The 23,340-nt window shown below is 55.2% G+C and carries 25 protein-coding genes, 1 tRNA gene and 1 riboswitch; of the genes, 12 read left to right on the top strand and 14 right to left on the bottom strand.

From position 1 onward, the window contains the following. Positions 1–189: 189 nt before the first annotated feature. The 12 genes from KO497_RS05365 to KO497_RS05310 all read right to left on the bottom strand — a co-directional run bounded on the left by KO497_RS05365 (position 190) and on the right by KO497_RS05310 (position 11,863). Positions 190–981 carry an inositol monophosphatase family protein gene (locus tag KO497_RS05365; RefSeq protein WP_215942937.1) on the bottom strand — a complete coding sequence of 264 codons (792 nt, stop codon included), beginning with the start codon at positions 979–981 and terminating at the stop codon, positions 190–192. Then, entirely contained in the window at positions 978–2,009 is a 1,032-nt protein-coding gene (locus KO497_RS05360; protein ID WP_215942936.1) for a LacI family DNA-binding transcriptional regulator, read from the bottom strand. The genes KO497_RS05365 and KO497_RS05360 overlap by 4 nt, the downstream gene beginning before the upstream one ends. Next, the gene (locus KO497_RS05355) at positions 2,006–3,421 is read right to left on the bottom strand and encodes a glycerophosphodiester phosphodiesterase (RefSeq protein ID WP_215942935.1); all 1,416 of its coding nucleotides are present in this window, start codon (positions 3,419–3,421) and stop codon (positions 2,006–2,008) included. The genes KO497_RS05360 and KO497_RS05355 overlap by 4 nt, the downstream gene beginning before the upstream one ends. Next, a complete protein-coding gene (locus KO497_RS05350; RefSeq protein WP_215942934.1) occupies positions 3,418–4,464 on the bottom strand; it encodes an ABC transporter ATP-binding protein in 1,047 nt (348 codons plus the stop codon). The genes KO497_RS05355 and KO497_RS05350 overlap by 4 nt, the downstream gene beginning before the upstream one ends. Continuing rightward, positions 4,464–5,294 carry a carbohydrate ABC transporter permease gene (locus tag KO497_RS05345; protein WP_215942933.1) on the bottom strand — a complete coding sequence of 277 codons (831 nt, stop codon included), beginning with the start codon at positions 5,292–5,294 and terminating at the stop codon, positions 4,464–4,466. The genes KO497_RS05350 and KO497_RS05345 overlap by 1 nt, the downstream gene beginning before the upstream one ends. Beyond that, on the bottom strand, positions 5,291–6,592 hold the full coding sequence (locus KO497_RS05340; protein ID WP_215942932.1) for a carbohydrate ABC transporter permease: 1,302 nt from the start codon (positions 6,590–6,592) through the stop codon (positions 5,291–5,293). The genes KO497_RS05345 and KO497_RS05340 overlap by 4 nt, the downstream gene beginning before the upstream one ends. A 72-nt stretch (positions 6,593–6,664) precedes the next feature. Beyond that, complete coding sequence (locus KO497_RS05335) at positions 6,665–8,008, bottom strand: ABC transporter substrate-binding protein (protein WP_252729525.1); 1,344 nt, start codon at positions 8,006–8,008, stop codon at positions 6,665–6,667. A 322-nt stretch (positions 8,009–8,330) separates the two neighbouring features. After that, a complete protein-coding gene (locus tag KO497_RS05330) occupies positions 8,331–9,032 on the bottom strand; it encodes a TenA family protein (RefSeq protein ID WP_215942931.1) in 702 nt (233 codons plus the stop codon). A 2-nt stretch (positions 9,033–9,034) separates the two neighbouring features. Then, positions 9,035–9,835 carry a bifunctional hydroxymethylpyrimidine kinase/phosphomethylpyrimidine kinase gene (gene thiD, locus KO497_RS05325; protein ID WP_289846659.1) on the bottom strand — a complete coding sequence of 267 codons (801 nt, stop codon included), beginning with the start codon at positions 9,833–9,835 and terminating at the stop codon, positions 9,035–9,037. After that, entirely contained in the window at positions 9,832–10,446 is a 615-nt protein-coding gene (thiE, locus tag KO497_RS05320; RefSeq protein WP_215942929.1) for a thiamine phosphate synthase, read from the bottom strand. Before thiE ends, thiD begins: the two co-directional genes overlap by 4 nt. Then, positions 10,443–11,231: a hydroxyethylthiazole kinase gene (thiM, locus tag KO497_RS05315; protein ID WP_215942928.1), complete on the bottom strand. Its 789-nt coding sequence runs from the start codon at positions 11,229–11,231 to the stop codon at positions 10,443–10,445. The genes thiE and thiM overlap by 4 nt, the downstream gene beginning before the upstream one ends. A gap of 47 nt (positions 11,232–11,278) precedes the next feature. Then, a riboswitch (TPP riboswitch) is annotated at positions 11,279–11,375 on the bottom strand. Positions 11,376–11,773: 398 nt separating this feature from the next. Further along, positions 11,774–11,863: transfer RNA gene (locus tag KO497_RS05310), tRNA-Ser, on the bottom strand. Between the two features lie 208 nt (positions 11,864–12,071). Here KO497_RS05310 and KO497_RS05305 point away from each other — a divergent pair. From KO497_RS05305 to KO497_RS05270, 8 genes are all read left to right on the top strand, one after another. Further along, complete coding sequence (locus KO497_RS05305) at positions 12,072–12,929, top strand: DUF2059 domain-containing protein (RefSeq protein WP_215942927.1); 858 nt, start codon at positions 12,072–12,074, stop codon at positions 12,927–12,929. 288 nt (positions 12,930–13,217) lie between these two features. Then, positions 13,218–13,856, top strand: coding sequence for a 50S ribosomal protein L21 (locus KO497_RS05300; protein WP_215942926.1), 639 nt, complete (start codon positions 13,218–13,220; stop codon positions 13,854–13,856). Between the two features lie 22 nt (positions 13,857–13,878). Continuing rightward, positions 13,879–14,148, top strand: a complete 270-nt coding sequence (gene rpmA / locus KO497_RS05295) for a 50S ribosomal protein L27 (protein WP_215942925.1) — start codon at positions 13,879–13,881, stop codon at positions 14,146–14,148. Positions 14,149–14,357: 209 nt separating this feature from the next. Then, the gene (locus KO497_RS05290) at positions 14,358–14,915 is read left to right on the top strand and encodes a GNAT family N-acetyltransferase (protein ID WP_215942924.1); all 558 of its coding nucleotides are present in this window, start codon (positions 14,358–14,360) and stop codon (positions 14,913–14,915) included. A 44-nt stretch (positions 14,916–14,959) separates the two neighbouring features. After that, the gene (locus KO497_RS05285; RefSeq protein ID WP_215942923.1) at positions 14,960–15,469 is read left to right on the top strand and encodes a GNAT family N-acetyltransferase; all 510 of its coding nucleotides are present in this window, start codon (positions 14,960–14,962) and stop codon (positions 15,467–15,469) included. A gap of 47 nt (positions 15,470–15,516) precedes the next feature. Next, on the top strand, positions 15,517–16,563 hold the full coding sequence (gene obgE / locus KO497_RS05280) for a GTPase ObgE (protein ID WP_215942922.1): 1,047 nt from the start codon (positions 15,517–15,519) through the stop codon (positions 16,561–16,563). After that, positions 16,551–17,651: a glutamate 5-kinase gene (gene proB / locus KO497_RS05275; RefSeq protein ID WP_215942921.1), complete on the top strand. Its 1,101-nt coding sequence runs from the start codon at positions 16,551–16,553 to the stop codon at positions 17,649–17,651. Before obgE ends, proB begins: the two co-directional genes overlap by 13 nt. Then, the gene (locus KO497_RS05270; protein WP_252729524.1) at positions 17,648–18,913 is read left to right on the top strand and encodes a glutamate-5-semialdehyde dehydrogenase; all 1,266 of its coding nucleotides are present in this window, start codon (positions 17,648–17,650) and stop codon (positions 18,911–18,913) included. Before proB ends, KO497_RS05270 begins: the two co-directional genes overlap by 4 nt. A gap of 100 nt (positions 18,914–19,013) precedes the next feature. On the opposite strand, the gene KO497_RS05265 is transcribed toward KO497_RS05270, so the two are convergent. After that, positions 19,014–19,613: a histidine phosphotransferase family protein gene (locus KO497_RS05265; protein WP_215942920.1), complete on the bottom strand. Its 600-nt coding sequence runs from the start codon at positions 19,611–19,613 to the stop codon at positions 19,014–19,016. Positions 19,614–19,653: 40 nt separating this feature from the next. Between KO497_RS05265 and KO497_RS05260 the strand changes: the two genes are divergently transcribed. The 3 genes from KO497_RS05260 to KO497_RS05250 all read left to right on the top strand — a co-directional run bounded on the left by KO497_RS05260 (position 19,654) and on the right by KO497_RS05250 (position 21,626). Next, positions 19,654–19,833: a DUF3553 domain-containing protein gene (locus KO497_RS05260; RefSeq protein WP_215942919.1), complete on the top strand. Its 180-nt coding sequence runs from the start codon at positions 19,654–19,656 to the stop codon at positions 19,831–19,833. A 171-nt stretch (positions 19,834–20,004) separates the two neighbouring features. Further along, entirely contained in the window at positions 20,005–20,784 is a 780-nt protein-coding gene (locus KO497_RS05255) for a GNAT family N-acetyltransferase (protein ID WP_215942918.1), read from the top strand. After that, a complete protein-coding gene (locus KO497_RS05250; RefSeq protein WP_215942917.1) occupies positions 20,781–21,626 on the top strand; it encodes a lysophospholipid acyltransferase family protein in 846 nt (281 codons plus the stop codon). The genes KO497_RS05255 and KO497_RS05250 overlap by 4 nt, the downstream gene beginning before the upstream one ends. 82 nt (positions 21,627–21,708) lie before the next feature. Here the strand turns inward: KO497_RS05250 and KO497_RS05245 are convergent, their stop codons facing one another. Further along, positions 21,709–22,341 carry a thiamine phosphate synthase gene (locus tag KO497_RS05245; RefSeq protein WP_215942916.1) on the bottom strand — a complete coding sequence of 211 codons (633 nt, stop codon included), beginning with the start codon at positions 22,339–22,341 and terminating at the stop codon, positions 21,709–21,711. Between the two features lie 193 nt (positions 22,342–22,534). Here KO497_RS05245 and KO497_RS05240 point away from each other — a divergent pair, with 193 nt between their 5' ends. Then, the gene (locus KO497_RS05240; RefSeq protein WP_215942915.1) at positions 22,535–23,308 is read left to right on the top strand and encodes an RNA methyltransferase; all 774 of its coding nucleotides are present in this window, start codon (positions 22,535–22,537) and stop codon (positions 23,306–23,308) included. Positions 23,309–23,340: the final 32 nt, after the last annotated feature.

Genomic DNA, 23,340 nt, shown 5'->3' with positions numbered 1-23,340 from the left:
ACCACCCCAAGGTCGATATATAGCGCTGTAAATTCGGGTGAAATGGTCACTCAAATCACGGGCTTGGAAATCAGTTTTCTCTAACACCGATCAGATATTGGCCAAAGTGCCTTTTGGCAGACGATTACAATGTTGCAATGCAACGTCCTGAAATTTGGCACCGACAATTTGGCACAGCGTTTTCTGTCGTTAAACGTTTGATAAACGCAAGATCGGCGCCAGCTCATGATCTGCGCGCGCTAAGGCCAGAAAAGGGGCGGGCGATTTGAGATTAGGCGTAAAGTCAGGCGCCTCCACGGTCCCGCCTGCCGCACGAATAATTGCGATCCCCGCAGCGGCATCCCATAGGTTCAATTCGCGCTCGACATAGGCATCAACCCACCCGCACGCGACGCCGATTAAGCCGATTGTGGCGGCTCCTGAACGGCGATATTCACCACCTTGTGCGACGATCTGAGCAAGGAAAGCTGCATGATCAGTGAAGGCCGTCCGTGGGGACCACCCGACGGCGATCAACGCCTCTGTGGCCGTGCGACTGGTTGCGGGCTGCACGGCCGCTCCGTTTTTGCGTGCGATTGGTGTGTCCGCCAACAGACCTTCGAGCATCAGATCGTGGTCGGGCGCAAATATCACCCCGAGGACGATCTCCCCCGCAGTTGCACAGGCAATGGACACGGCCCAATCGGGCAATCCGCGCATGAAATTTGTCGTCCCATCGATGGGATCAATGATCCACACCTCACCAGAGGATGTATCCCCGTGACGCCCTTCTTCCTCGCCGATGATGGCGTCGTTGGGGAAGGCCTTGGCTATACGATCACGGATCAAGGTTTCCACGGCAAGATCCGCGGCGGTCACAAAATCTTGCGGGCCTTTGGCGTCGATTGTTAGCCCCTCTTGCGATGCGCGCATCGTGAGAGCGAGGGAGCCTGCCTCTTTTGCGAGAGATACGGCAAAGGACAGTCGGTCGTGCAGGGTCATGTGAAATCAGGCTTTCCAGTGGTGCCGCGCAGGATCGGTTTGAGCGGCGGATGTTTCAAAAGTGTCGGCGCGTCGGGCATTTGCAAGCGATATAGCATGACCTCGACGGCTGTGCCGGCTTGCTTTTCTGGGTCTTGTCGTACGGTGCTGAGATCATAAGACGCCCAGCTTGCCTGTTCTATATCATCAAATCCCACAACGTGAATATCTTTGGGCACCTGCATATTGAGATCAAGGCGCAGCCCATCTAAGGCCCCGCAGGCCAGTAAATCTGACGTGGCAAAAAGACCGTCGCAGGTTTGCAAAATATCTGCGTATTGGCGCATTGCGTCGCGCCCTGCGCCATAGGATTGGCTATCACAGGGCAACTGATGACAGGTCATACCTTTGGCACGCACAAGCGCGTCAAAGGCATGAACGCGCCCCATCACAGTATAGGTTCGATCTTCGGGGCGCAGCACGGCAAAGCGGCGCGCACCTGCTTGGTACAATATATCAAAAACAACCTCGGCGGCAGCCGTGGTATCAAGCTCGATCCGATCCCCTCCGTTGGGTTCTGGGTTTCGGTTGATCAGCACCAATGGCACCCGCAATCGTTTGCATTCCTCAATCACGGCAGTGGGTGGCGTGTCCGAGGTGACGATCATGCCCGCAAGATTATAATCAAGCATGGACGACAGCAACGGCTCCAGATCATCACTGCGCTCGGCGGTCAGTAGCAGGGGGCGAAACCCCTGCGCAATCAGCGCCCGAGAGAGATATTTCACCTGCCGCGCACGAAACGGTGTATCCAAACGTGAGGCGAGGATCGCGACCAGTTGTGATTGTTGTGACTTTAGGTTGCGCGCTAACGCATTGGTGCGATAGCCCAGTTCTGCCGCGGCTGTCATAATTTTTGCACGGGTCTCGTCTGCAATGCTGGCTCCGGGCGTGAAGCAACGTGACACGGCAGAGCGTGAGACACCTGCCAATCGTGCCACGTCATGCGATGTGGGGCGGCGATGTTCATTCACCGTGTGATCGTTCATCCGCGCACCTGTCGGGCAAGATCAAAGGGATGATCAACATTGGCGATGTCAGGGGCTGCGGCTATGACCTGCGCCAAGGTTGCGCGATCACCAGCCATCGCGGCGATCATAACGCAGGCCCCCGCGTCTCGCACTGCGGCGAAATCCTCTGTGCCTTCTGGCAACGTAAACTCAACGATTTGCGGTGCGAGATCGTCGAGTGTGTCTTGGAGCGTGGCGTAATCCTGTCGCCGCGCCATGATGTTCGCCTTTGGCGCGAGGACGCGTAACTCTTTGAGGGCGGCGTGATTGAAGGACCAGAAAAACACGCGATCTTGCAGTCCTGCATCACATACCTTCTGCCACGCGGGTGCGGGAGGGGCGGATTTGAGTTCCAAGTAAGCTCGCCCGTCGTAGCGGTGTAGGAGATCGAGAAGCTCGGTCAGTGTCGGTATCTGCGTCCCTGCGAAATGCGGGCTGAACCAATGCCCGGCATCCAGCGCGCGCAACTCAGACAGGGTCAACGCGGTGATTGGCCCCCGTCCATTCGTCGTCCGCTCCAGTGTCTGGTCATGGTGGAGTACAATTTCCCCGTCAGCGGTCAGTTGTAGGTCGCATTCTACATATTCAAATCCAGCGGCGAGAGCACATTCAAATGCGGGCAAAGTATTCTCAGGCGCGATCTTGTTGGCACCGCGATGGCAGGCTGTTTCAAACGGCAAGCCGTGCCCGGGTTGATTGACCAACTCGGGTAGGTCAGAGCAAATGCCGATGACAGGACGGTTGCGGATCGCAGCCATGCGCAGGGGGTCTTCTTCATGCCAGATCGCAATCGTTTGACCATTGGCAAAGGCGCGCTCGAACAGTTCATCCGTTAGGGTGTCCTGCGGGCGTTCCATGCGCTCCCAACACAAATGGATCACATCTGCGCCATCGGCATAGGAAAATGGTTCGGCCCCAAGCGGGACAAGCACGGAACGCGGGTAGGGGCTGTCTGCCTCGGCCAGAATCTGTGCGGCTTTCGGATTAAACGCCCCAAGGATCGCGCGGGTGATACCGTGCTCTTGCAGCATGTGAAGGGTCGGCAAGGTGGCATCCGTGTCTTTGATGTCGGCATAGATGCCCGCACCAAGTTTTGCAGCCTCGGCCACCACATCGCGCAGCAGCGGGCAGGGGCGGTGTTCTGCGGTGGTATGGGCAAGGATCTCGGCAAAGGGCGTGTCGATAATCTTGCGCCCGTCCGAGAGTATTTTGTCGTGGAAGGCGATGATTTCACCATCAGAGGTCACGCGGATGTCAACCTCCCACATATCCGCGCCAATGCGGCTGGCGATGCGAAAGGCCTCTATCGTGTTGTCGGGCGCATAGGCCGCCGCACCTCGATGGGCGATAGAATAAGGGCGCGCGGGGCGGGTCCAATCAATAGCGGTCATAGACGTGCCCCATCGGCGTTAAACAAATGCGTGCGCGATAAATCCACTTGCCAACTGACATCCTGACCAAGTGCGAAGTTATGACCAGCTGGCACGATGGCGCGCAGACGTTGGGTATCGGGCAGGGTCACGTCGATCAAATCCTCGCGCCCCTGCGGTTCGATAAAGCTCACGCGACCAGACACAGAAGGCCCTTGATGCTGCGGCCCGAAATGTTCAGGGCGGATGCCAATGGTGATCGCGCCGCGAGCGGAAATGCCCTGCGGCATTGGCAAGGCGTTTCCTGCGCCGAGTATGAGTTTCCCATTGGCTTCGGCCTGCACAAAGCTGATCGGCGGATTGCCAAGAAAACCTGCAACGTAATGCGATGCGGGGCGTTCATACATCTCGGATGGCGTGCTGATTTGCTCAATCCGACCGTCCCTCATCAAGGCGATGCGGTCACACATGGACATGGCTTCGATCTGGTCATGGGTGACGAGGATCGCGGTGATGCCCGTTTCGCGCTGAAGGCGGCGGATTTCCGACCGCATTTCAAGGCGCAACTTGGCATCTAGATTGGCGAGCGGTTCGTCAAGAAGCAACACGTCGGGCTTGCGCACCAAGGCGCGGGCCAGTGCCACACGTTGCTGTTGTCCGCCGGAAAGCTGCTGCGGTCTGCGTTTTAGAAGGTTTCCGATTTGGACCAGCTCAGCCATTTCCCCCACGCGGCGTTTGATCTCTGCCGTCTTCAGTTTTTGCACCCGCAGCGGAAAGCCGATGTTTTCGGCCACGCTCATATGCGGGTAAAGCGCATAGTTTTGGAACACGACACCCACGGGGCGGTCTTGCGGTGGCAGCGTGGTCACGTCGCGGTCGCCAAAGTGTAGCGATCCACCATCGATGCGGTGAATGCCACTGATGGCGAAAAGCGTTGTCGACTTGCCGCACCCCGAGGGGCCAAGCAGCGCGATCATTTCGCCCGAGGCGATCGAGAGCGACATATCCTCGATGACAGTTGTGTCACCAAAGCGCTTGGTAAAATTTTGCAATTTGATCTGCATTAGCCTTTCGTGCCTCCGCCATAGATGTTCATGAGCCGTTTTTGGAACAGCAGGTAAATAGCGATTACGGGCAATGCGTAGAACATGCCGATCGCCTTGAAGAGCCCGTAGTCTGGGCGTGTGTCGTCCGCGATGACCGCGTTCATGTAAGTGGCCAACACCTGCGCATCGGCGCCAGGGGCCAGCACGAGTGGCAAAATGAATTCTGACCAACCCGCAAGAAAGGAAAAGATCAACAGCGCTAAAAGGCCCGGCTTGACCTGCGGCAGGATCAGTTCCCGCCAGACACGGAACCGCGAGGCACCATCTTGGACGCCTGCCATCTCTATTTCCCAAGGTACAGAGTCGTAAAACCCCTTCATAATCCAAATCCCAAAGGGCAACTCCAATGCGGCTTTGACAAGGATCACCCCCATTAAGCTGTCGTAGAGGCCAAGGAATTGCAGCACGATGAAGATCGCGATGATTAAGGTGATCGTCGGGAATGCGTGCAACATAATCAGCCCCGCGAGGAAGAACCGCCGCGCTGGAAAGTTTAGCCGCGAGAGCGCATAGGCCGCCGTGATGGAGAAGGCGCAGACCAAAAGCGCCGTGCTGCTGGCGAAGACAAAGGTGTTAAAGGTCACGCGCCAGATCGAGGGACGCGCGCTGTCTATAGGCTCCCACAAAAATCGCCAATTGGTCAGTTCCCATTCCTGTGGAATGATCCCACCGGGGGCAGGGCGCGAGATGCTATCGATCAATTGGAAACCATACATGATGACCAATGGGGCGGACATAAGCGACATGGCGAGGACAAGTAGCCAATTGCCTTTGAGTGATGTGTTCATTGTTCGATCCTCGGTTTGGCGACAAGATCGCGGAAATTGAAGAACCGTAAATAAAGCGCGGAAAGCAGAATGCCGATGATGACCAGCGCAAGTGCATAGGCCGCGCCAAGCCCGTATTCGAGGTTGCCACCGTAGTTCGACAGCGCCGTGTGATAGGCCGCAAGCGCCCAAACTTCGGTCTGACGTCCTGGGCCGCCGTCAGTGGCGAGCAGAATGTATTCAAACGAAGTCAACAGTGAGAGCGTTTGGTAGGACGTGATAAATAGGATCGGCCAGCGCATTTGCGGCAGCAGCACAAAGCGCACTTGTTGCCAGCGGTTGGCCCCATCCACTTGCGCCGCAAATAGATGTGTTTCGGGGATCGCGCGCAGGGATGATGAAAACAAAATCATGCCCAAAGACGCGCCCACGCAGCCGTTGATCAGCACGATAAAGGTCCATGCGTGAGTGGCCGTGTGGCGCATCCAGTTGATCGGCTCGATGCCAAAGGGGCGCAATATGGCAGATATGAACCCTTGATCCCAGGTCAGCCATTGCCACATCACCACATAGAGGACGGGCGGCAGAATGCGTGGCAAAAACCAGATGGCGCGGAAGGTCTGTGCCGTGCGTGTTGGCAGGTAAAAGGTAGAGAACGCCAGAAAAAGCCCAAACCCCACGTTGAATGCCAAGGTCAAAACCACGTAGATTGTTGAATTCAGTGCATAGCGCCAGGTGGCGGGAAGCTCCCACAAAAGCTCGAAATTCTGGGTGGTAAAGGTCCAGCCTGTATAGGCGGCCTTGGTCAATGCCGCATGGTCGGCCTCGGGGATGCCTAACTCGCGGATCGCGGTTTGAAATTCGGCTTCGGTAGGATAGCGCTGGCCAAGGATGGAAACGCGAAAAAGCTCTGCCGCCGCCTTGCGCTCGCGTACGACACGGATCGGATCACCGCGTAGGTCCTTAAGCGCCCGCTCCATCGCGCGGCGATCATTGAAAGTGGCTCCGCCATGCAGCGTGTCAAATTCATCGGCGCGATCTTTGCCAAAGTCAGCCGCAAAAAGTGCCAGTGTTTCGGGACGCACGGCATAGCCCGCGCCCGTCAACATTTCGGCGACTTCGTCACTCACTCCCGCTGCGGGGAGGCGACGCAGATCGCTTTCACTGATTTGGTATTCGCCGCCAAGAATACCAGTTGAGGTGCTCATATTGGTGAAGGCAAAAACAACGGTCAAAACGACCGGAAGCAGAAAGAACATCACCACAGCCAGCAGTGCGGGGCTGATAAAGCTCAAGCCCAATAGGGTCTGTCGGTTCATGTTGCACCTCGTCATGAAATAGGAGCGGCGGCACGCATTGGGCGCACCGCCGCAAAGGTTGGATTAAGTGATTTAGCGGATGATCAACTCGTCACCGAGTGTGGCGCTCATCTGTGCTTCGATTTCGGCCACGGCCTCTTCAGGGGTTTGAACGCCTGCCCAAGCGGCCTCTAAGCCTTTGAACATCGCTTCCGAAAACGCCCCGTAGCTTGGGTGGTTCGGCTGCGCATTTGCGTGCGGCAAAAGGACGTCCGTTGCTTCGGAGGCCCAACGATCGCCCGCATAAAGGTCCAGATCAGACTCTGCTTTGCCGATAGCCAAGTGCGAGGATGCAATCGCATGAAGGGTATTCAAGCGCGGCTCGGACGCGATGGAGACCAATTGCGCGGCAATCTCTTCGGCACGATCTTCTTCTTGATCCGTCACGAGATAAACCAGCGGATGTGTGATCGTGTTGGCACGGCCCGCTTCATTGCCCGCTGGGATCAAAGTGAAACCAATGGTGCCAAAAAAGTCGTCGTTGCCTTCTTTGCCAGTGTAGCGGCCATAGTGCCATGTCCCACCGTGCCAGAACGCGGCCTTACCGCTGGCCACTTCAGAATACCATTGGTCCCAATCGGTGCCGATATGGTTCTTACGCGTCACGCCGGCCTCAACAGCATCCACAAAGAATTGATACATCTCGGTCATGGCTGTGCGGTCAAGTACCAGTTTGCCCGTTTCAGGATCCATCAGCTCGCCGCCGAAAGATTGGTAAAATTGAGCATAATCAGGACCGTTAGATACGCGTGGGTAGAAGCCGTATCCCTCGTCCACAAGACCCATATCCACGGCCTTTTTGGCATCTGCAAGCATATCACGCAATGTGTAGTCACCAGCTTGAACGCGGGCGGCCATGTCATTCATGTCAGCGTCGCTATAACCAAGCTTTGCCATAGTGTCTTTCCAGAAGAAAAACGGGCGGCTTTCAGCATCTTGAGGGACGCCCCATTGCGTACCGTCAAAGGTCGCTATTTCCATCAGGTTTGCATAAACGTTGTTCAGCGGCCATGAATCCAGATCGACGTAATCTTCAATCGGCACGATGTAACCGGCACTGGCCCAAGGTGCGATATCCAGATGCGATGTGACGACGATATTGGGCGCATTGCCCGCTTCAGCGCCAAGGGTTACGGCTTGCTTGAAACCGTCCCAGCCATCAAAATCGCGCTTGCCTTCTACGGTGATGTTAAGTTCTTCACCACGGATGGCAGCTTCGCGCGATAAAAGATCGGCTGCGATCATGATGTTATCAATACGGTAATGATCGCTGTCGTTGGACCCACCGGCCCAAACTGTAATGGTTATGTCTTCTGCCAGAACCGGCATAGCGGCTGTGGAGGCGAGCAGCGCGAGAGCGCAAGTTATCTGTTTCATCAGGTCGGTATCTCCAAAAAATGAGGTGCGCGACAACAGTTTGCACACGTGTGCATAGATTTGATGAAGTCTGTAACAGCAGCTTGCGAACTCCGTGACATTTCTGTGAAACATTACTGAGCGGGGTTGGAGGTTGGGTTTTAGGTTAAAGCGAACGCATCAATCTATGTTCCGGCGTAAGTACAGGTAGTTGTTCGCAAATGATTTCTAGCATGTTCTCGGAGGGTGCCATTTCACGAAAGCGCCCCAAAATGTTAGCCAAACCGCCTCCAGCTCTGGCCAGAGGCATCTTGGGAAACTGGAGAGCACTCCGTTCACATTTTCAAGCTGAGGTATGTGGCTTGGCTCCATCCCCGTTGATCGGCGAGACCCAACCTTTGCGATGATAGGCGCTGTCCCAGAACGTCCACTCATGCCAAGACGCTGCGGCAAAGGCTTTTTGCATAGCAGTACGTGTCGAGATGTCGGCGGCTTTTCCCAGAACGTCCGTCAGATCAAGCATGCCTTGCACCGATGCCTCGAAAGCGTCGCTGGCATAGGTATCAATCCAAGCGCGATAAGGATGATTTGCCGCCGCTTGGGCGTGGATAGCGGCGCCAACGCGCTGATATATCCAAAAGCAAGGCAGCAGTGACGCCACAGCGACCGGAAAGGGATCAACGGCCGCCGCGCGGATGAGAAAGTTGACGTAGTGATCGCAGGCGCACGATGGTGGTGTTGCCGCGAAATCCGCAGGCGAGACGCCGTAAAGCACCATATATTCGCTGTGCAACTGTCGCTCCACCGCAATGGCCCCACTGGCGGAGCCGGCCAGCCGCGCGATGGTGTCTGCATCCGGCGCACGGGAGGCCGCAAGCGCGAGGGCCCGCGCGAAGCCTTCCAGATAATGTGCATCCTGAATGATGTATTCACGAAAGGTCTCTGATGGGAGAGTGCCTTGCGCCAGTTCTGTATTGAACGGCATCGTGCGAATTGCGTCTTGGAGGTCGGACGTCATGGTCCATAGGTCTTGGGTAAAGCTCATGTCTAGCCCTCGGTTCGGGGATGAAAATGATGAACGGGGCCGTGTCCTTTACCGACTGACAAATCATCGGCGGCGATAATCGCACCGGTGATATAGATCTTGGCGAGACGGGCGGCGTCGGGCAGGGCGTGGCCAAACCCGATCTGTGTCGCCAGCGCAGAAGACAATGTGCAGCCGGTTCCGTGTGTGTTGCGCGTTTGAAACCGCTGAGCAGGCAGTGTTGTTTCGCCGCGTGACGTGATCAACAGATCCGTCGCCATATCATGCGCCAGATGCCCGCCCTTGATCAAAACGGCACCGCAGCCCATCGCCTTGAGTTGTAAGGCGTGGTCGCGCATTTCGCCCAAGGTTTTGGCCTCAGATGTTTGCAACAGGTCCGCAGCTTCGGGCAGGTTTGGGGTCAACACACTGGCGCGGGGCAACAGGCGCTCGCGCAGGGCCGCAACGGCATCCGCCGCCAACAACCTATCGCCACCTTTGGCCACCATCACAGGGTCCAGCACTATGGGCACATCCAAACCTTCCAGAGCATTCGCCACGGTTTCAATCGTCGCGACATCCCCTAGCATCCCAATCTTGACCGCGTGAATGTCTATATCTGCGCGAAGCGCTGCGATCTGGGCCATAATCATAGAGGCAGACACCATTTCGACAGACGTGACGCCGCGTGTATTTTGAGCCGTCAGCCCAGTGATGACCGCCATTGCATAACCGCCATTCGCCGAAATCGATTTGATGTCAGCCTGAATGCCGGCCCCGCCTGACGGGTCCGACCCCGCGATGGAAAGTATGTTGGGGATCATGTGTCGCTCCATTGATCAAGAAAATCACGCGCTGCACGATCTGGCTGCGCCGCACGCGAAATGGCGGACACCACAGCAATGCCAGCGCAGCCTGCGCGGCGCACGTCAGCCACGTCCACAGAGGTCAGCCCGCCAATGGCCATGCTGGGCAGCGATATCGCTCTGGCGATACTTGCGAGACCATCAAAGCCCAAAGGGCTGGCATGGTCGGGTTTGGAAGCCGTCGCGCGCACCGGACCGACGCCCAAATAGGTAACACAATCACGTGGAATTGCCGCCAGTTGCGTCTGCGTTTCAATTGACAGGCCAAGCACGGCGTCCGGCCCTATCCGTGCGCGAATAGCGGCAGGATCGCCATCTGATTGGCCGACATGTACGCCAAAACAGCCTAAGGCACGGGCGATTTCGACACGATCATTCACAATCAGTTTCGCGCCCAATGGATCAAGCCGCGCAGCTATAGCCCTCGCAAGATCAGCAAACTCTGCGTCATTCAGTGTTTTGTGGCGCAACTGAACCCATTTTGCCCCGCCGCGCGCGGCCTGTTCAGCCTGGTCGACAATGGGCAGCGGCGCAGCGGCATCGGTGATGAAGCAAAGAGGCGGGATCATGCTGCTTCGATCCGCGCCGCCGCGTCCAGCGCCTCGCCGGTCATAGCGAACAAGGCATCTATAAACGCCACCTGAAAACGACCAGGACCACAAGCGGTTTGCGCCGCCACTTCGCCGGCAGCACCATAATAGGCCAATGCGGCAACTGTTGCCTCAAAGGGCGGGGAAACGGCGCAAAACGCGGCCACAATGCCCGTCAGTGAACACCCCAAAGCCGTGATGCGGGGCATCATCGCATCACCGTTGGTTATGCGCGCAGACTGGGTGCCATCCGTGACGAAATCGACCTCTCCGGTCACCGCCACAACGGCGTTTGTGCGCCTCGCAAGATCGCGCGCAGCAGCCTCGGCGGCAAAGACAGGATCGGCAGAATCGGCACCACGCCCTCGTGCTGCCGCGCCCGACAAGGCGAGAATTTCAGACGCATTCCCACGGATGACGGTTGGCCCCAATGCCAGTAAGCGCGCGCCAAGGTCACGCCTCAACGCTGTTGCGCCCACGGCAACTGGATCCAAAACCCAAGGCTTTCCAAGCTCACTCGCCGTTTGGGCCGCGATATGCATGCACGCGGCCCATTCATCATCAAGCGTGCCGATGTTAATGCTGAGTGCGGATGCCAGACCTACGAACTCAGCGGCCTCGCCCCGCGCATGAGCCATGGCAGGCGACGCCCCCGCCGCCAGCATGATGTTGGCCATCACATTCATGGCCACATAATTGGTTATGTTCTGCACCAGCGGCGCTGCAGCACGCATGGCGTTCAGGTGGTGTGATGGTTGGTTCATATGCATCCCTTTCTAAGACGAAGGGAATCGGTCTGGCCCAGTAAATCACAGGGTCCAAAACAACTTCCTACGCCGGTATGAGCCGGTTCAGGTTCAAAGGGTACGTCTCAACCCGACTGATGTCGGATGCCCCTGTTGTGTGGGTGATGCTAACGATTTCAATTCTCGTGTCAAATGCCGAGTTAACTTCGACCCCTCGATGAATCCAGTCAAAGTCAGCCATTTAGTCCTTGCTGAGCAAGGCTAACCTTCGGCCCGTTTCCTCGCTTGTGGCCGCAGACGTGCCCGCGACGACCTTTGCAGCGATTGAGGGTCAGGCGAAGCTAGATGAACGAGCACGGCACGTCGTTTGGCTATCAGGGGCCGCGATGCACGACCCGCTATGGGGCTTTCCGGCCTGCCATGTGGTTAGGGTAGCCGGAGGGCAGCCCCCTTGCTCGGAAAAGGGGATAAATCGCCTTGTCGAACTCATGGGTTCATTCACGGGGTATTCGTAAGGTTTGATTCTAAAATTCTGATTTAATGACATAAAAATGTAAAAATGGCGGAGAGACAGGGATTCGAACCCTGGGTGCCCGTAAAGGCACAACGGCTTTCGAAACCGGCCCGTTCGACCACTCCGGCACCTCTCCGCGGTGGTGTGGTGGCGGGTGATTAGCGTTGCTGCGACCTCTGCGCAAGAGGTTTTCGCATGTCTGAGGTGTTTAGAACTTGTTTGCTTCAGCCTCGTATATGAGATTCACTATTGTGTGTGTTCTGTGTAAGATGCAGCCGCGCCACTTGGAAATGGTCACACGCTTGCTTAACTGTTGGTCATGAATTTATTTTAAAGGGGCGGCAATGCTCAATCTCATCACGTTGAAGTTTGGCGACACCTCTGCGCGCTCACTTGGGGGGGCGGCCTTGCTGTTTTGTATGACAAGCATGCCATTGGCTGCGGCGCCGATTGATCACCTGATGACGTTAATGAAATTTCCCGAAGTGATCGAACTTTTGGCGGAGGAGGGGCGCAGCATGGCTGACGACACTCCCGATATCGACCTTGGAATGCCGCGATACGCTTGGGACAGTATGATCACCAAGCTGTACAACGAGGAGGCGATGCATGAGGCCTTTCGGATCGAGTTGGAAACAGCTTTTGGTGCCACCGATTTGACGCCTATCGTCGCATTTTATGAAAGCGATCTGGGGCGCGAAATTGCCGATCTGGAACTGGATGCGCGCAAAGCGATCACAGATGACGCGGTGCTGAGTGCTGCTGGCGACATGTGGGCAGAGCTGGACCCTCAAAGTCAGCGCGCGCAATTGATCGAAGACTATGTGACCTCAAACGATTTGATCGAGTTGAATGTCGTCGGCGCGATGAATTCTGACATCGCCTATTTTAGGGGATTCAGCGCTGGGGCCCAAGAGGGTATGGGGTTGAGTGAGGCGGATATCATGCGCGAGGTTTGGGCCGGCGAACCAGAGGCCCGCGCGCAGGTGATGGAATGGGTTTACGGGTTTTCCGCCTTGGCCTATCAGCCGCTTGATGAAGACGAGTTTGATGACTATATCGCCTTTGGTAAATCGGATGCGGGGCGGGCGTTGAACACAGCCGTCTTTGCGGCTTTCGATAATGTCTATGCCGATCTGGCACGCGGTCTTGGCGCAGGGACAGCCCTGTTGATCCAGACATTTGATGGGCAAGAATTGTGATCTAAGGCGCTTTGTGCGCTTTTAAGCAATAAGCGCGGCAATAAAGCCAATCGCAGCTTGACTTATAGTATAAGATTCTTGATACACGCGCCACTTGGCGTGCCATCGGTACGACCGAGCGCTATTGTTTTGGGAAAACCCTGTCGCAAGATAGGCCCCAGTCAATGGGTTTAGATAATCTCGTCCCCACAGAGGGACGCGCTGTTTGAGGTAACAAACGCTGGCGCTTATCGGGTAACTGATTGGCAAAGGGACCAAAAAACGCGGGTATATTGAAAGGACGACTGCATGTTCGCAGTTCTGAAAACTGGCGGTAAGCAATACAAAGTCCAAAGCGGTGACGTTTTGCGCGTGGAAAAGCTTGCTGTCGCTGCTGGTGAAAAAATCCAGTTCAACGAGATTCTCATGGTGGGCTCCACTGTTGGTGCCCCTTTGGTCGAGGGCGCTGGCGTCCAAGCTGAAGTGATCGACCAGATCAAAGGCGAAAAGCTTATCAACTTCGTTAAGCGTCGTCGTAAGCACTCTTCCAAGCGTACTAAGGGTCACCGTCAGCAGCTTACATTGTTGCGTATTACGGATATCCTTGAAACAGGTGCAGACGCATCTGGCGTGAAAGCGGCAATCGGTGCAAGCCTTGCTCGTAAAGAAGCCCACGGTTCTGGCGCAGCTGCTGCTCCAAAAGCTGCGGCTGCTAAAAAATCTGCTCCGAAAGCTGCCCCTGCAGCCGCTGGCGCAGACGATCTGAAACAATTGTCAGGCGTTGGTCCTGCTCTTGAGAAGAAATTGCACGCTGCTGGCGTGACAAGCTTTGCTCAAGTTGCAGCTTGGACTGAAGCGGATGTTGAAGAATTCGGCGAGAAACTGTCTTTCAAAGGCCGTATCGAGCGCGAAGGTTGGATTGATCAAGCCAAAGCTTTGGCGAAGTAAGTAGAGTTAAGGAGAGCACACCATGGCACATAAAAAAGCAGGCGGTTCATCCCGCAACGGTCGCGACTCAGCTGGTCGTCGTCTCGGCGTTAAACTCTACGGTGGTCAGTCTGCAATCGCAGGCAACATCATCGTGCGTCAGCGCGGTACGAAATTCTACCCAGGTGAAGGCGTTGGCCTTGGCAAAGACCACACAATCTTTGCAACAACTGACGGCGCTGTGAAATTTCACAAGGGCTTGAAAAAACGGACTTTCATCTCTGTGCTTCCAGTGGCAGAGGCCGCTGAATAAGCCGACCTTGATGGTTTAAAATTCAAGGGATCGGCCTTCGGGCCGGTCCCTTTTTCTGTGTGGGGCTTGTGATTTTTTACCTGCCACACCAAGTACGTTAACGAATGTTAAAATTGCTTAGCTATACGGCTATGTGAAAACGTCCTTCGCCGCAGGCGCCCCTTGGGAGGGGTGGCGTTGTTTTGAGGTACTCTTCGAGGAGGAGAGATATGAAATTAGATCACACCATCGTTCGCGATTTGAAAGTGACACAAGACCCTATTGAGGCTGACCGGTTTACGTTGCGGGGTCCTAAATCCTCTGATGTGGGGCTGTTGTCACTCTATGCCAGCGACAAGCGCGTGGCGAACGCGTCACGGTCCTTGCCGCACCCATTGCCACCAGGGGCGACTGAGGCCTTCATCGCGCGATCTCTTGATCCGGCTGTGCCATTGCACACCTTTATCATCGATGGCGAGGCCGCGGGCCTGTCCGAAGTTCTGGGCGTTATGCAGTTGAAACCGCTTGAGCGCGACCAATCCGAGGTCAGCTTTTGGGTCGCCCCGTCGTTTTGGGGCACTGGCATTGCGTCATCGGCGCTGAAGGCACTGGTTGCAGCAAATCCTTTGGGGGACAAAACCATGTTCGCCGAGATTTTCCAAGACAACCAAGCCTCGGCCCGCGTGGTGACAAATGCAGGCTTTGAATATCTCGGAGACGCCGAAACATTCAGTGTCTCACGTGGCGCGCGGGTCCCGACATGGACCTATGTGTGCAAGCTCGACTGACCCCATGAGCCAAAACGGGGTCGCCAAAATCAAGGACGACCCCGATGACCCAAATATTAACCACCAAAAGACTGATCCTGCGCCCTTTTCGGGGCGATGATGCGCCTGATCTTGTGCGCCTGCTCAACAATCTTGACGTGAGCAGCTGGTTGACGCGCGTCAGCTTTCCCTATTCGATTGTCGAGGCACATTGGTATATCAGCGCGGTGAGCAACCCTTGGCGCTTTGCGATTACTTCGCGCGACACTGGCGCATTTATGGGCAGTGTCGAAGTCGTTACCGAATTCGGCTATTGGCTTGGGCAACCGTTTTGGCGTCAAGGATACATGTCTGAGGCGGCCAATGCGGTCGTCAACCATTGGATGGGCCAATATGGCGACACGCTGGCCTCATCGTATTTTCTGGGCAACAGGGGTTCCAAGGCCATTCTGACCGCCTTGGGCTTTGAACCGCGCGAAATCACCTATAAATTCTCGAAAGCACGGGATAAAGAGGTGAAAACGCGCATTTTAACCCTTACGCCCACGCGCTATCACGCGCATAAGGCACATTGAATTTGCCGCCAACGCAGGCTAAGTCTTCGATCTGAAAGGATCACCACATGAAATTTCTCGATCTTTGCAAAGTTTACATTCGATCCGGCTCAGGCGGCAACGGCTGTGTATCGTTTCGGCGTGAGAAATACATCGAATATGGTGGTCCAAATGGCGGTGATGGCGGACGCGGCGGCAGCGTTATTGTTGAAGCCGTTGACGGTCTCAACACCCTCATTGATTTTCGCTACCAGCAGCATTTCTTTGCCCAAAACGGGCAGGGCGGCATGGGCAGCAATCGCACCGGTAAAGACGGCAAAGACATCTATCTGCGGGTGCCTGCGGGCACTGAGATTATGGATGAAGATCAAGAAACTGTATTGTTTGACATCACCGAAGTTGGCCAAAAGATCGTTTTGATCAAAGGTGGCAACGGCGGATGGGGCAACTTGCACTTTAAATCTTCGACCAACCAAGCGCCGCGAACCGCAAATCCGGGTCAAGAGGGTATCGATCGCACGATCTGGTTGCGCCTGAAATTGATCGCGGATGCGGGGCTTTTGGGCATGCCAAATGCCGGTAAATCGACGTTTTTGTCCGTGACATCAAATGCTCGTCCCAAAGTGGCCGATTACCCGTTCACGACCATGCACCCGAATTTGGGTGTTGTGGGGATCGACAATACAGAATTTGTGGTCGCCGACATTCCAGGTCTGATCGAGGGCGCCTCTGAGGGGCGCGGTCTTGGCGATCTGTTCCTTGGTCACGTGGAACGTTGTGCGGTGTTGTTGCACCTTGTGGATGGAACGTCCGAGGATGTGGCCCATGATTACAACGTGATCATTGGCGAGATTTCGAATTACGCCGATGAACTGGGTGACAAGCCGCGCATCACGGTGCTCAATAAAGTTGACAGCTTGACCGAAGAAGAAATCGCCGAGAAAACAGCAGCACTTGAAAAAGCGTCTGGCGGACGGGTTTACACCATGTCCGGCGTCAGCCGTGACGGGGTGGATACCGTTCTGCGCGCGTTGAAGGCCGAGATTTCAATGGACCGTTTGCGCACCAAACAAGCCGACGGAGGCGATGAGGAAGAAACATCGTGGCGACCTTAAAAGATGCAAAACGCGTTGTCATAAAAATCGGATCGGCCTTACTGGTCGAATCCGGTGATCTTCGCAAAGCTTGGCTGACGGGTTTGGCCGAAGATGTGGCGATGCTTAAAGCCCGTGGCATGGATGTGATCATCGTGTCCTCTGGCTCTATCGCTTTGGGGCGTGGTGTGCTGAATCTGCCCGTCAAAGACTTGCCATTAGAGCAATCACAGGCCTGTGCTTCAGTGGGGCAAATTCGTCTTGCGCGGGCGTATCAAGACTCCTTTGATGCGCATGGCATCATCGCGTCGCAGGTGCTTTTAACGTTGGACGACACCGAAGATCGCCGACGCTATTTGAACGCCCGTGCGTCTCTTGAGGCGCTTTTGGCGCTTGGAGTCGTGCCCATCGTCAATGAAAACGACACGATTGCCACTGATGAAATTCGCTATGGCGACAATGACCGTTTGGCGGCGCAAATTGCGGTCACGGTCGATGCTGATACCTTGGTGCTTTTGTCTGATATTGACGGGCTATACACGGCCAATCCGAATACAGATCCAACGGCAAAGCATATCGCGCAAGTTTCTGAAATTACGCCTGATATCGAAAATATGGCTGGCGATCCAATATCCGGTCTGTCCAAGGGCGGGATGAAAACCAAAATTCTAGCTGCCAAAACGGCGATGGCAGGCGGTTGTGCGATGGCCATCACCCAAGGGGCTGTTGACCGCCCGCTTCAAGCATTAGACAATGGGGCTATGGCGACATGGTTTTTACCATCGGTTGATCCCAAAAGGGCACGCAAAAACTGGATTGGCGCGATGAAATCCAAAGGGACTTTGACAGTAGATGCCGGCGCGATCCATGCGTTGAACAAGGGCAACTCTTTGTTGCCGGCAGGTGTCACAGAGGTGTCAGGTCAATTTGGCCGTGGTGAACCGGTTGAGATTGTGGGGCCGGATGCCGTCCGTGTCGGACTTGGACTGACACGGTATACATCTGACGAAGCCCGGGCCATCAAAGGGGCAAAGACACAAGATATTCAAACGATCCTTGGTCACTCGGGCCGAGCCGCAATGATTCATAGGGATGATATGGTGTTATGACACAAGACGTTAACATAACTGAACTGATGCAAGACATCGGCAAACGGGCCAAAGCAGCTTCAGCGACCTTGGCTTATGCTTCGGCCGAAACCAAACAGGCGGCCTTGATTGGTGCGGCAGAGGCCATTTGGGCCCGCCGTGACGAAATCCTTGCAGCAAACGAAAAAGACATGGCCTTTGGTCGGGACAAAGGTCTGAGTGATGCGATGTTGGATCGGTTGTTGCTGACCGAAGATCGCATTGCAGGGATCAAAGAGGCTTTGCGCACCATCGCAGAGCAAAAAGACCCTGTCGGCGATGTGATTGCCGAATGGGATATGCCCTCTGGTTTGCACATCAAACGTACGCGCACGCCTTTGGGCGTTATCGGCGTGATCTATGAATCGCGCCCCAATGTGACCGCCGATGCGGGGGCTTTGTGTTTGAAAGCTGGCAATGCGGTGATTTTGCGCGGCGGGTCAGAAAGTTTTCACTCTTCAGGTCTGATCCACGACTGTCTGGTCGATGGATTGGTCAAAGCAGGCCTGCCTGCGGATGCCATCCAGCGCGTGCCAACCCGTGATCGCGCAGCGGTCAGTGAAATGCTGTCGATGACAGATTATATCGACGTGATCGTGCCGCGCGGCGGTAAGGGGCTTGTGGGCCTTGTGCAACGCGAAGCGCGTGTGCCGGTGTTTGCGCATTTAGAGGGCATCGTGCATGTATTCATGGATGCCTCAAGCGATCCCAAAAAGGCGATGGAGGTCGTGGTCAACGCTAAGGCGCGCCGCACTGGTATTTGTGGCGCGGCAGAATGTTTGCTTATTCATAAAGACTTAGCGGGCACTCTTGGCGTGGATGTGATCCAGGCATTGATGAAAGCTGGCATCGAAGTGCGTGGTGACGAGACCTTGCAATCGATTGCGGGCGTCGTGCCTGCAACCCAAGACGATTGGGGCTGTGAATATGCTGATGCCATCATTGCGGCCAAGGTTGTTGACGATATCGATGGCGCAATTGCGCATATCCATCAGTATTCGTCGTCTCACACCGACTGCATCATTTCCGAGACGGCTGACAATGTCGCCAAGTTCTTTGAGCGGATTGATAGCGCGATTTTGATGCACAATTCCTCGACGCAATTCGCGGATGGTGGCGAGTTTGGTATGGGCGGAGAGATCGGCATTTCAACAGGTAAAATGCACGCGCGCGGCCCTGTGGGCGCTGAGCAGTTGACCTCGTTTAAATATTTGGTGACATCGGACGGCGCGACGCGCAAGTGATCTGAAACACTAACCGGTCACGGATATAAAGAAGGCGCGCCGGAGAGGCGCGCCTTTTGTGTGACCTTGGGGAGGACAACATCACGGGACTCAAACGGGTTTAAGCTATGAGGCGCAAAACGCCTTCTTGGGTTTGGGCGGTGATGTGTCTGTTGAGCAATTCCGCTTGTAGCGGGGCCAAAATAAACTGAACTTCGGATGGCTTCAGCCCATCAGCGGTGGTGGTGGCGCCCAATCGCGCCCACAAGTCAGGCGAGGGATCCAGACGGTCGGCACGCGCATCAACACACCATTGGCCATTATCATTACTGATTTTGATCATTCCGCCTCGCGGCATCGCGGTTTCAATACACAGCATCATCAAACAGGCGAGTTTCACTTCATCGCGCAGCATATCCGTTTCAGGTTGCCACTCGTATTTCAAACGGGCGGTTTCCAAAGCCTTCAAGATCGTCAACATCTCCATCCGTCCGGTCATTTGATTGGGAGAGGCCATACCGAATGCGATCCGAAAAAACTTTACACGGGCGTTTGCATTGTCAACGCTTTCCGCGATAAGGCTGAGTTCGGGATTGGTGTTTCCGCTAGACATGCCAAGCAATTCAACGCCATTGGAAATCGCGCCGACAGGGCTGATAAGATCATGGCAGATTCGAGAACCGATCATGGCGGCGATGTCGCGGGTCAATTCTTTGGTCATTGTGTCTCCTGAAGTGGGGCTAACATAGGAAAGTACTGCGATGGACGATTTAAATGCTATGCTTGAACCAGGTCAGTTCGTGCGCCACCCTAACTGCGAAGATTGGGGCAGGGGGCAGGTTCAATCCAATATCAATGGCAAACTGACGGTGATGTTCGAACAGGTTGGTAAGATTGTCATTGATAGCCGTCGCGTCGCTCTCCTTCCTGTGTTTGATTAGTCTCGTTATGGTTAAAGTTTCATTGATATGGGCCACACTCTTATTGGGCGTCGTATTGAATTTATTTACAACCTAAAGGTGTATAGAGGCGTTCCTTGGGCAAGCTGTGTTGCATTGATACCGCGAACGCCGTAGAAACCGCCCACCTCTTCCTTTTAAAAAAGACCCCCAATGAGTGAACTCGATCACAAGTTCGAACTGCGCTTTGCAACCTGCACACAAGATATGCGCGCGGCGCAGCGTCTGCGTTATAGGGTTTTTGTCGAAGAGCTTGGCTCTGACGGCGCAATGGTCGATCATGAGGCTCAGCTCGAGGCGGATAAGTTTGATCCCGTTTACGACCATTTGATGTTGATCGATAAATCGCGCTCTGATGACCCGCTTGAACAATGCGTTGGGGTGTACCGCCTTTTGACGGGCGAGAAAGCTGTTGAAATCGGCGGTTTCTATACAGAGGCCGAATATGATCTGAGCGTACTCAAAGCCTCAGGCAAACGTCTGTTAGAACTTGGTCGGTCTTGTGTGGCCCCAGAATATCGCGGCGGCACAGCGTTATACCACATGTGGGCTGGCCTTGCGAAATACGTCTTTGAAGGCGGGTTCGACGTGTTGTTCGGCGTGGCATCTTTTCACGGCACAGACATGACGAAGCTGGCAGAACCCCTGTCCTTGCTGCATCATCGCCACCTTGCGCCGCAAGAATTGCGAGTCCGCGCCACCGATGACTTATTTCAGAACATGGATCTGATCCCTGAGGATCAAATCGACCGACGCTCAGCCATGCTACAGGTGCCTGCGCTGATCAAAGCTTACCTGCGTTTGGGGGGAACTGTGGGCGAGGGCGCTTTCATTGACCACGCGTTTAACACCATCGATGTGTGCTTGATTTTGGATATTGCGCAGGTTTCGCCACGCCAAAAGGACATGTATACGCGCGAGCGTCTGAGATGACGTCGCCACTTTGGAACAGTTCCGTGCCACCTGTTGAACCGCCATGGGAACGTTTCGACGGGCTGCGGGCCGTTTTGCGCGGTGCGCCGATCGTGCTGTTGATATTGGTATGCCTACCGCTGATGATGCTCACAAGGGGCATCGAGCGCCTGAGTGTTGGCGCGCGCAGGCCTTGGTCGTCGTTTTTTCCGCGCTTTGTGTCGCGGATGTCCCTAAGGATTATGGGCATTCCCTTACATACAACCGGCGCGCCGATGTCAGCCCCTGGTGCAGTGGTGGCAAATCATTCCTCTTGGTTGGATATTTTTACGCTGAATGCCTGCCAGAATGTTTTTTTTGTCTCGAAAGCCGAGGTGGCCAATTGGGCTGGTATTGGCCCTTTGGCACGTGCCAGTGGCACAGTGTTTATCGCGCGTGATCGCAAAGAGGCGGGGCGTCAAAAGGCGCTGTTCGAGGCGCGTTTGCACATGGGGCATAAATTGTTGTTTTTCCCAGAGGGCACATCGACCGATGGTTTGCGGGTTTTGCCGTTTAAACCCACGTTGTTTGCGGCGTTTTTCGCGCCAGAATTGCGTGATGAGGTCTCTATCCAGCCGGTTACAGTGCGATACATTGCGCCCTTGGGGGCTGATCCACGCTTTTACGGCTGGTGGGGCGATATGGAGTTCGCACCGTCTTTGATCACCTTTTTGAAAGCCCGCAAGCAGGGATCTATCGAGATCACGTTTCATGATCCAATCGCCGTGAAAGACGTGCCAAACCGCAAAGACATGGCGGTTTTATGCGAAAAGGCTGTGCGCTCAGCTCTGCCTGAAATCTCTGATAAATTCAAAAACGTCTAAAGCGATAGCTGACACTAAAAGACCCCGCTGAGGGGGCCTTAAAGTAAGTTATTCATGTAAATATATGCGTTAGCAGGCCCGATTAGCCCATGGCTGCGATCAAAGTGCCCAATGCTGCACTTGGGTCGTCTTGGCCCCAAATTTCATCACCAATGGCAAAGAAATCAGTGTGTGGCGTCAAGGCTTTGATCGTCTCCACGTCCAAAGCGCCTTCGGCGACAACTGGCACTTCGATCATCAACGACCACCATTCAAACAAATCTTTTTCCGCCTGCTCGCCAGTGCCAAGGCCACTGGCCCCCGCAGGGCCAAAGGCCACGTAATCCGCGCCAATTTCGCCAGCCGTCATGCCATCATGACGCGTGGCCCCACAAAATGCGCCGACAATCGCATCCGCCCCAAGCGTTTTGCGCACATCTCGCACAGAGCGCGCACCGTCGAGCAAATGCACCCCGTCAAGCCCGTGCTTTTCGGCCAAAGCCACATGGGAATCGATGACAATCGCCACATCACGCGCATGGCAAACTTCGCGCACAGCATCGGCGGCACGGCCAAGTTCAACTTCGTCTTTGCTGGCCAAAGCCAAGCGCACACAAGCGACTTCATGATCGTCCAATACTTGTGCCAAAAGGGCAGGAAATGTCTGCACATCAAAAGCGGCAGGAGTCAGCAGATAGATTTGCGGCACTTCGGATTGATCTGTGTGATCGGACATGGGCGACTCCTTTTGACGTTTGGTTTGATATAGCGGCTTTAGACTTTGTGTGGAAGGCTTTGCGCGTGTCCCATGCCGCTCATCGTCCGCAGTCACAGTCCCTTGCGCATTTGGCGATCTGCGCCTATCACGCGCAGGCCCCTTTGCTGTAATCTCATGCTGCAATCAAGCTACGACCAAGAAAGTTCAACACATGTCCGATACGCCCCAAGACTTCGATCTGTCCGGTCCTACACCTGCGTTCATTCTGGTGCGCCCTCAGATGGGCGAAAACATCGGCGGGGCGGCGCGCGCGATGTGGAATTTCGGCTTGGACCGGATGCGCATCGTTGATCCGCGTGATGGCTGGCCCAATCAAAAAGCCGTGGCGATGGCCTCGGGCGCGGGGCGTCTTTTGGACGAGGCGGGCATGTTTGACACCGTGCCAGACGCTTTGGCCGATTGTGACTATGTTTTTGCGACCACCGCGCGGATGCGAGACATCACCAAACCTGTGATGTCGCCTGAACGCGCCATGGAACACGCCCGCGCCATTATGGCCAATGGTGGCAAAGTCGGCGTGATGTTCGGGCCTGAGCGGGCAGGGTTGGAAAACGACGATGTGGTCCATGCCAATGCGCTGATCACCGTGCCGATCAACCCTGAGTTTCCGTCTTTAAATCTCGCGCAATGTGTCTTGTTAACGGCCTATGAATGGCGTCGCCAAACCGCTGACATCGTCCCTGAAGTGGTGGAAATGGCGGGCACCGAATGGGCAGGGCATGTCGAGATGGAAAAGCTCGGCGATCATTATGAAGAGACGTTGGATCAAGCAGGGTTCTTTTTCCCCGAAGACAAAGCCACCAGCATGAAGCTGAACCTGCGCAATCTGTGGTCGCGGATGCCGATGACCAAGATGGATGTGCAGATGATGCACGGAATGATGCGACAAATGAAACGCTGGAAAGAACGCGGTTCGGGTCGCTAGACCCGCGATATGCGCGTTCAATGGATAGTTTT

Source organism: Pacificibacter marinus, from assembly GCF_018860665.1.
Classification (GTDB): domain Bacteria; phylum Pseudomonadota; class Alphaproteobacteria; order Rhodobacterales; family Rhodobacteraceae; genus Celeribacter; species Celeribacter marinus_A.
Note: the sequence above shows the minus strand (reverse complement) of the source record. Positions and strands in the feature narration are given on the sequence as shown.

Coding starts and splice junctions, on each gene's coding strand:
- KO497_RS05270 (WP_252729524.1), top strand. CDS start 17,648: ATGACACAAGACGTTAACATAACTGAACTGATGCAAGACATCGGCAAA.
- KO497_RS05305 (WP_215942927.1), top strand. CDS start 12,072: ATGCTCAATCTCATCACGTTGAAGTTTGGCGACACCTCTGCGCGCTCA.
- KO497_RS05265 (WP_215942920.1), bottom strand. CDS start 19,613: ATGACCAAAGAATTGACCCGCGACATCGCCGCCATGATCGGTTCTCGA.
- thiD (WP_289846659.1), bottom strand. CDS start 9,835: ATGATCCCCAACATACTTTCCATCGCGGGGTCGGACCCGTCAGGCGGG.
- KO497_RS05330 (WP_215942931.1), bottom strand. CDS start 9,032: ATGAGCTTTACCCAAGACCTATGGACCATGACGTCCGACCTCCAAGAC.
- KO497_RS05365 (WP_215942937.1), bottom strand. CDS start 981: ATGACCCTGCACGACCGACTGTCCTTTGCCGTATCTCTCGCAAAAGAG.
- KO497_RS05340 (WP_215942932.1), bottom strand. CDS start 6,592: ATGAACCGACAGACCCTATTGGGCTTGAGCTTTATCAGCCCCGCACTG.
- KO497_RS05350 (WP_215942934.1), bottom strand. CDS start 4,464: ATGCAGATCAAATTGCAAAATTTTACCAAGCGCTTTGGTGACACAACT.
- obgE (WP_215942922.1), top strand. CDS start 15,517: ATGAAATTTCTCGATCTTTGCAAAGTTTACATTCGATCCGGCTCAGGC.
- rpmA (WP_215942925.1), top strand. CDS start 13,879: ATGGCACATAAAAAAGCAGGCGGTTCATCCCGCAACGGTCGCGACTCA.
- KO497_RS05290 (WP_215942924.1), top strand. CDS start 14,358: ATGAAATTAGATCACACCATCGTTCGCGATTTGAAAGTGACACAAGAC.
- KO497_RS05345 (WP_215942933.1), bottom strand. CDS start 5,294: ATGAACACATCACTCAAAGGCAATTGGCTACTTGTCCTCGCCATGTCG.
- KO497_RS05360 (WP_215942936.1), bottom strand. CDS start 2,009: ATGAACGATCACACGGTGAATGAACATCGCCGCCCCACATCGCATGAC.
- KO497_RS05255 (WP_215942918.1), top strand. CDS start 20,005: ATGAGTGAACTCGATCACAAGTTCGAACTGCGCTTTGCAACCTGCACA.
- KO497_RS05285 (WP_215942923.1), top strand. CDS start 14,960: ATGACCCAAATATTAACCACCAAAAGACTGATCCTGCGCCCTTTTCGG.
- KO497_RS05240 (WP_215942915.1), top strand. CDS start 22,535: ATGTCCGATACGCCCCAAGACTTCGATCTGTCCGGTCCTACACCTGCG.
- KO497_RS05245 (WP_215942916.1), bottom strand. CDS start 22,341: ATGTCCGATCACACAGATCAATCCGAAGTGCCGCAAATCTATCTGCTG.
- KO497_RS05355 (WP_215942935.1), bottom strand. CDS start 3,421: ATGACCGCTATTGATTGGACCCGCCCCGCGCGCCCTTATTCTATCGCC.
- thiE (WP_215942929.1), bottom strand. CDS start 10,446: ATGATCCCGCCTCTTTGCTTCATCACCGATGCCGCTGCGCCGCTGCCC.
- thiM (WP_215942928.1), bottom strand. CDS start 11,231: ATGAACCAACCATCACACCACCTGAACGCCATGCGTGCTGCAGCGCCG.
- KO497_RS05335 (WP_252729525.1), bottom strand. CDS start 8,008: ATGAAACAGATAACTTGCGCTCTCGCGCTGCTCGCCTCCACAGCCGCT.
- KO497_RS05260 (WP_215942919.1), top strand. CDS start 19,654: ATGGACGATTTAAATGCTATGCTTGAACCAGGTCAGTTCGTGCGCCAC.
- KO497_RS05300 (WP_215942926.1), top strand. CDS start 13,218: ATGTTCGCAGTTCTGAAAACTGGCGGTAAGCAATACAAAGTCCAAAGC.
- KO497_RS05250 (WP_215942917.1), top strand. CDS start 20,781: ATGACGTCGCCACTTTGGAACAGTTCCGTGCCACCTGTTGAACCGCCA.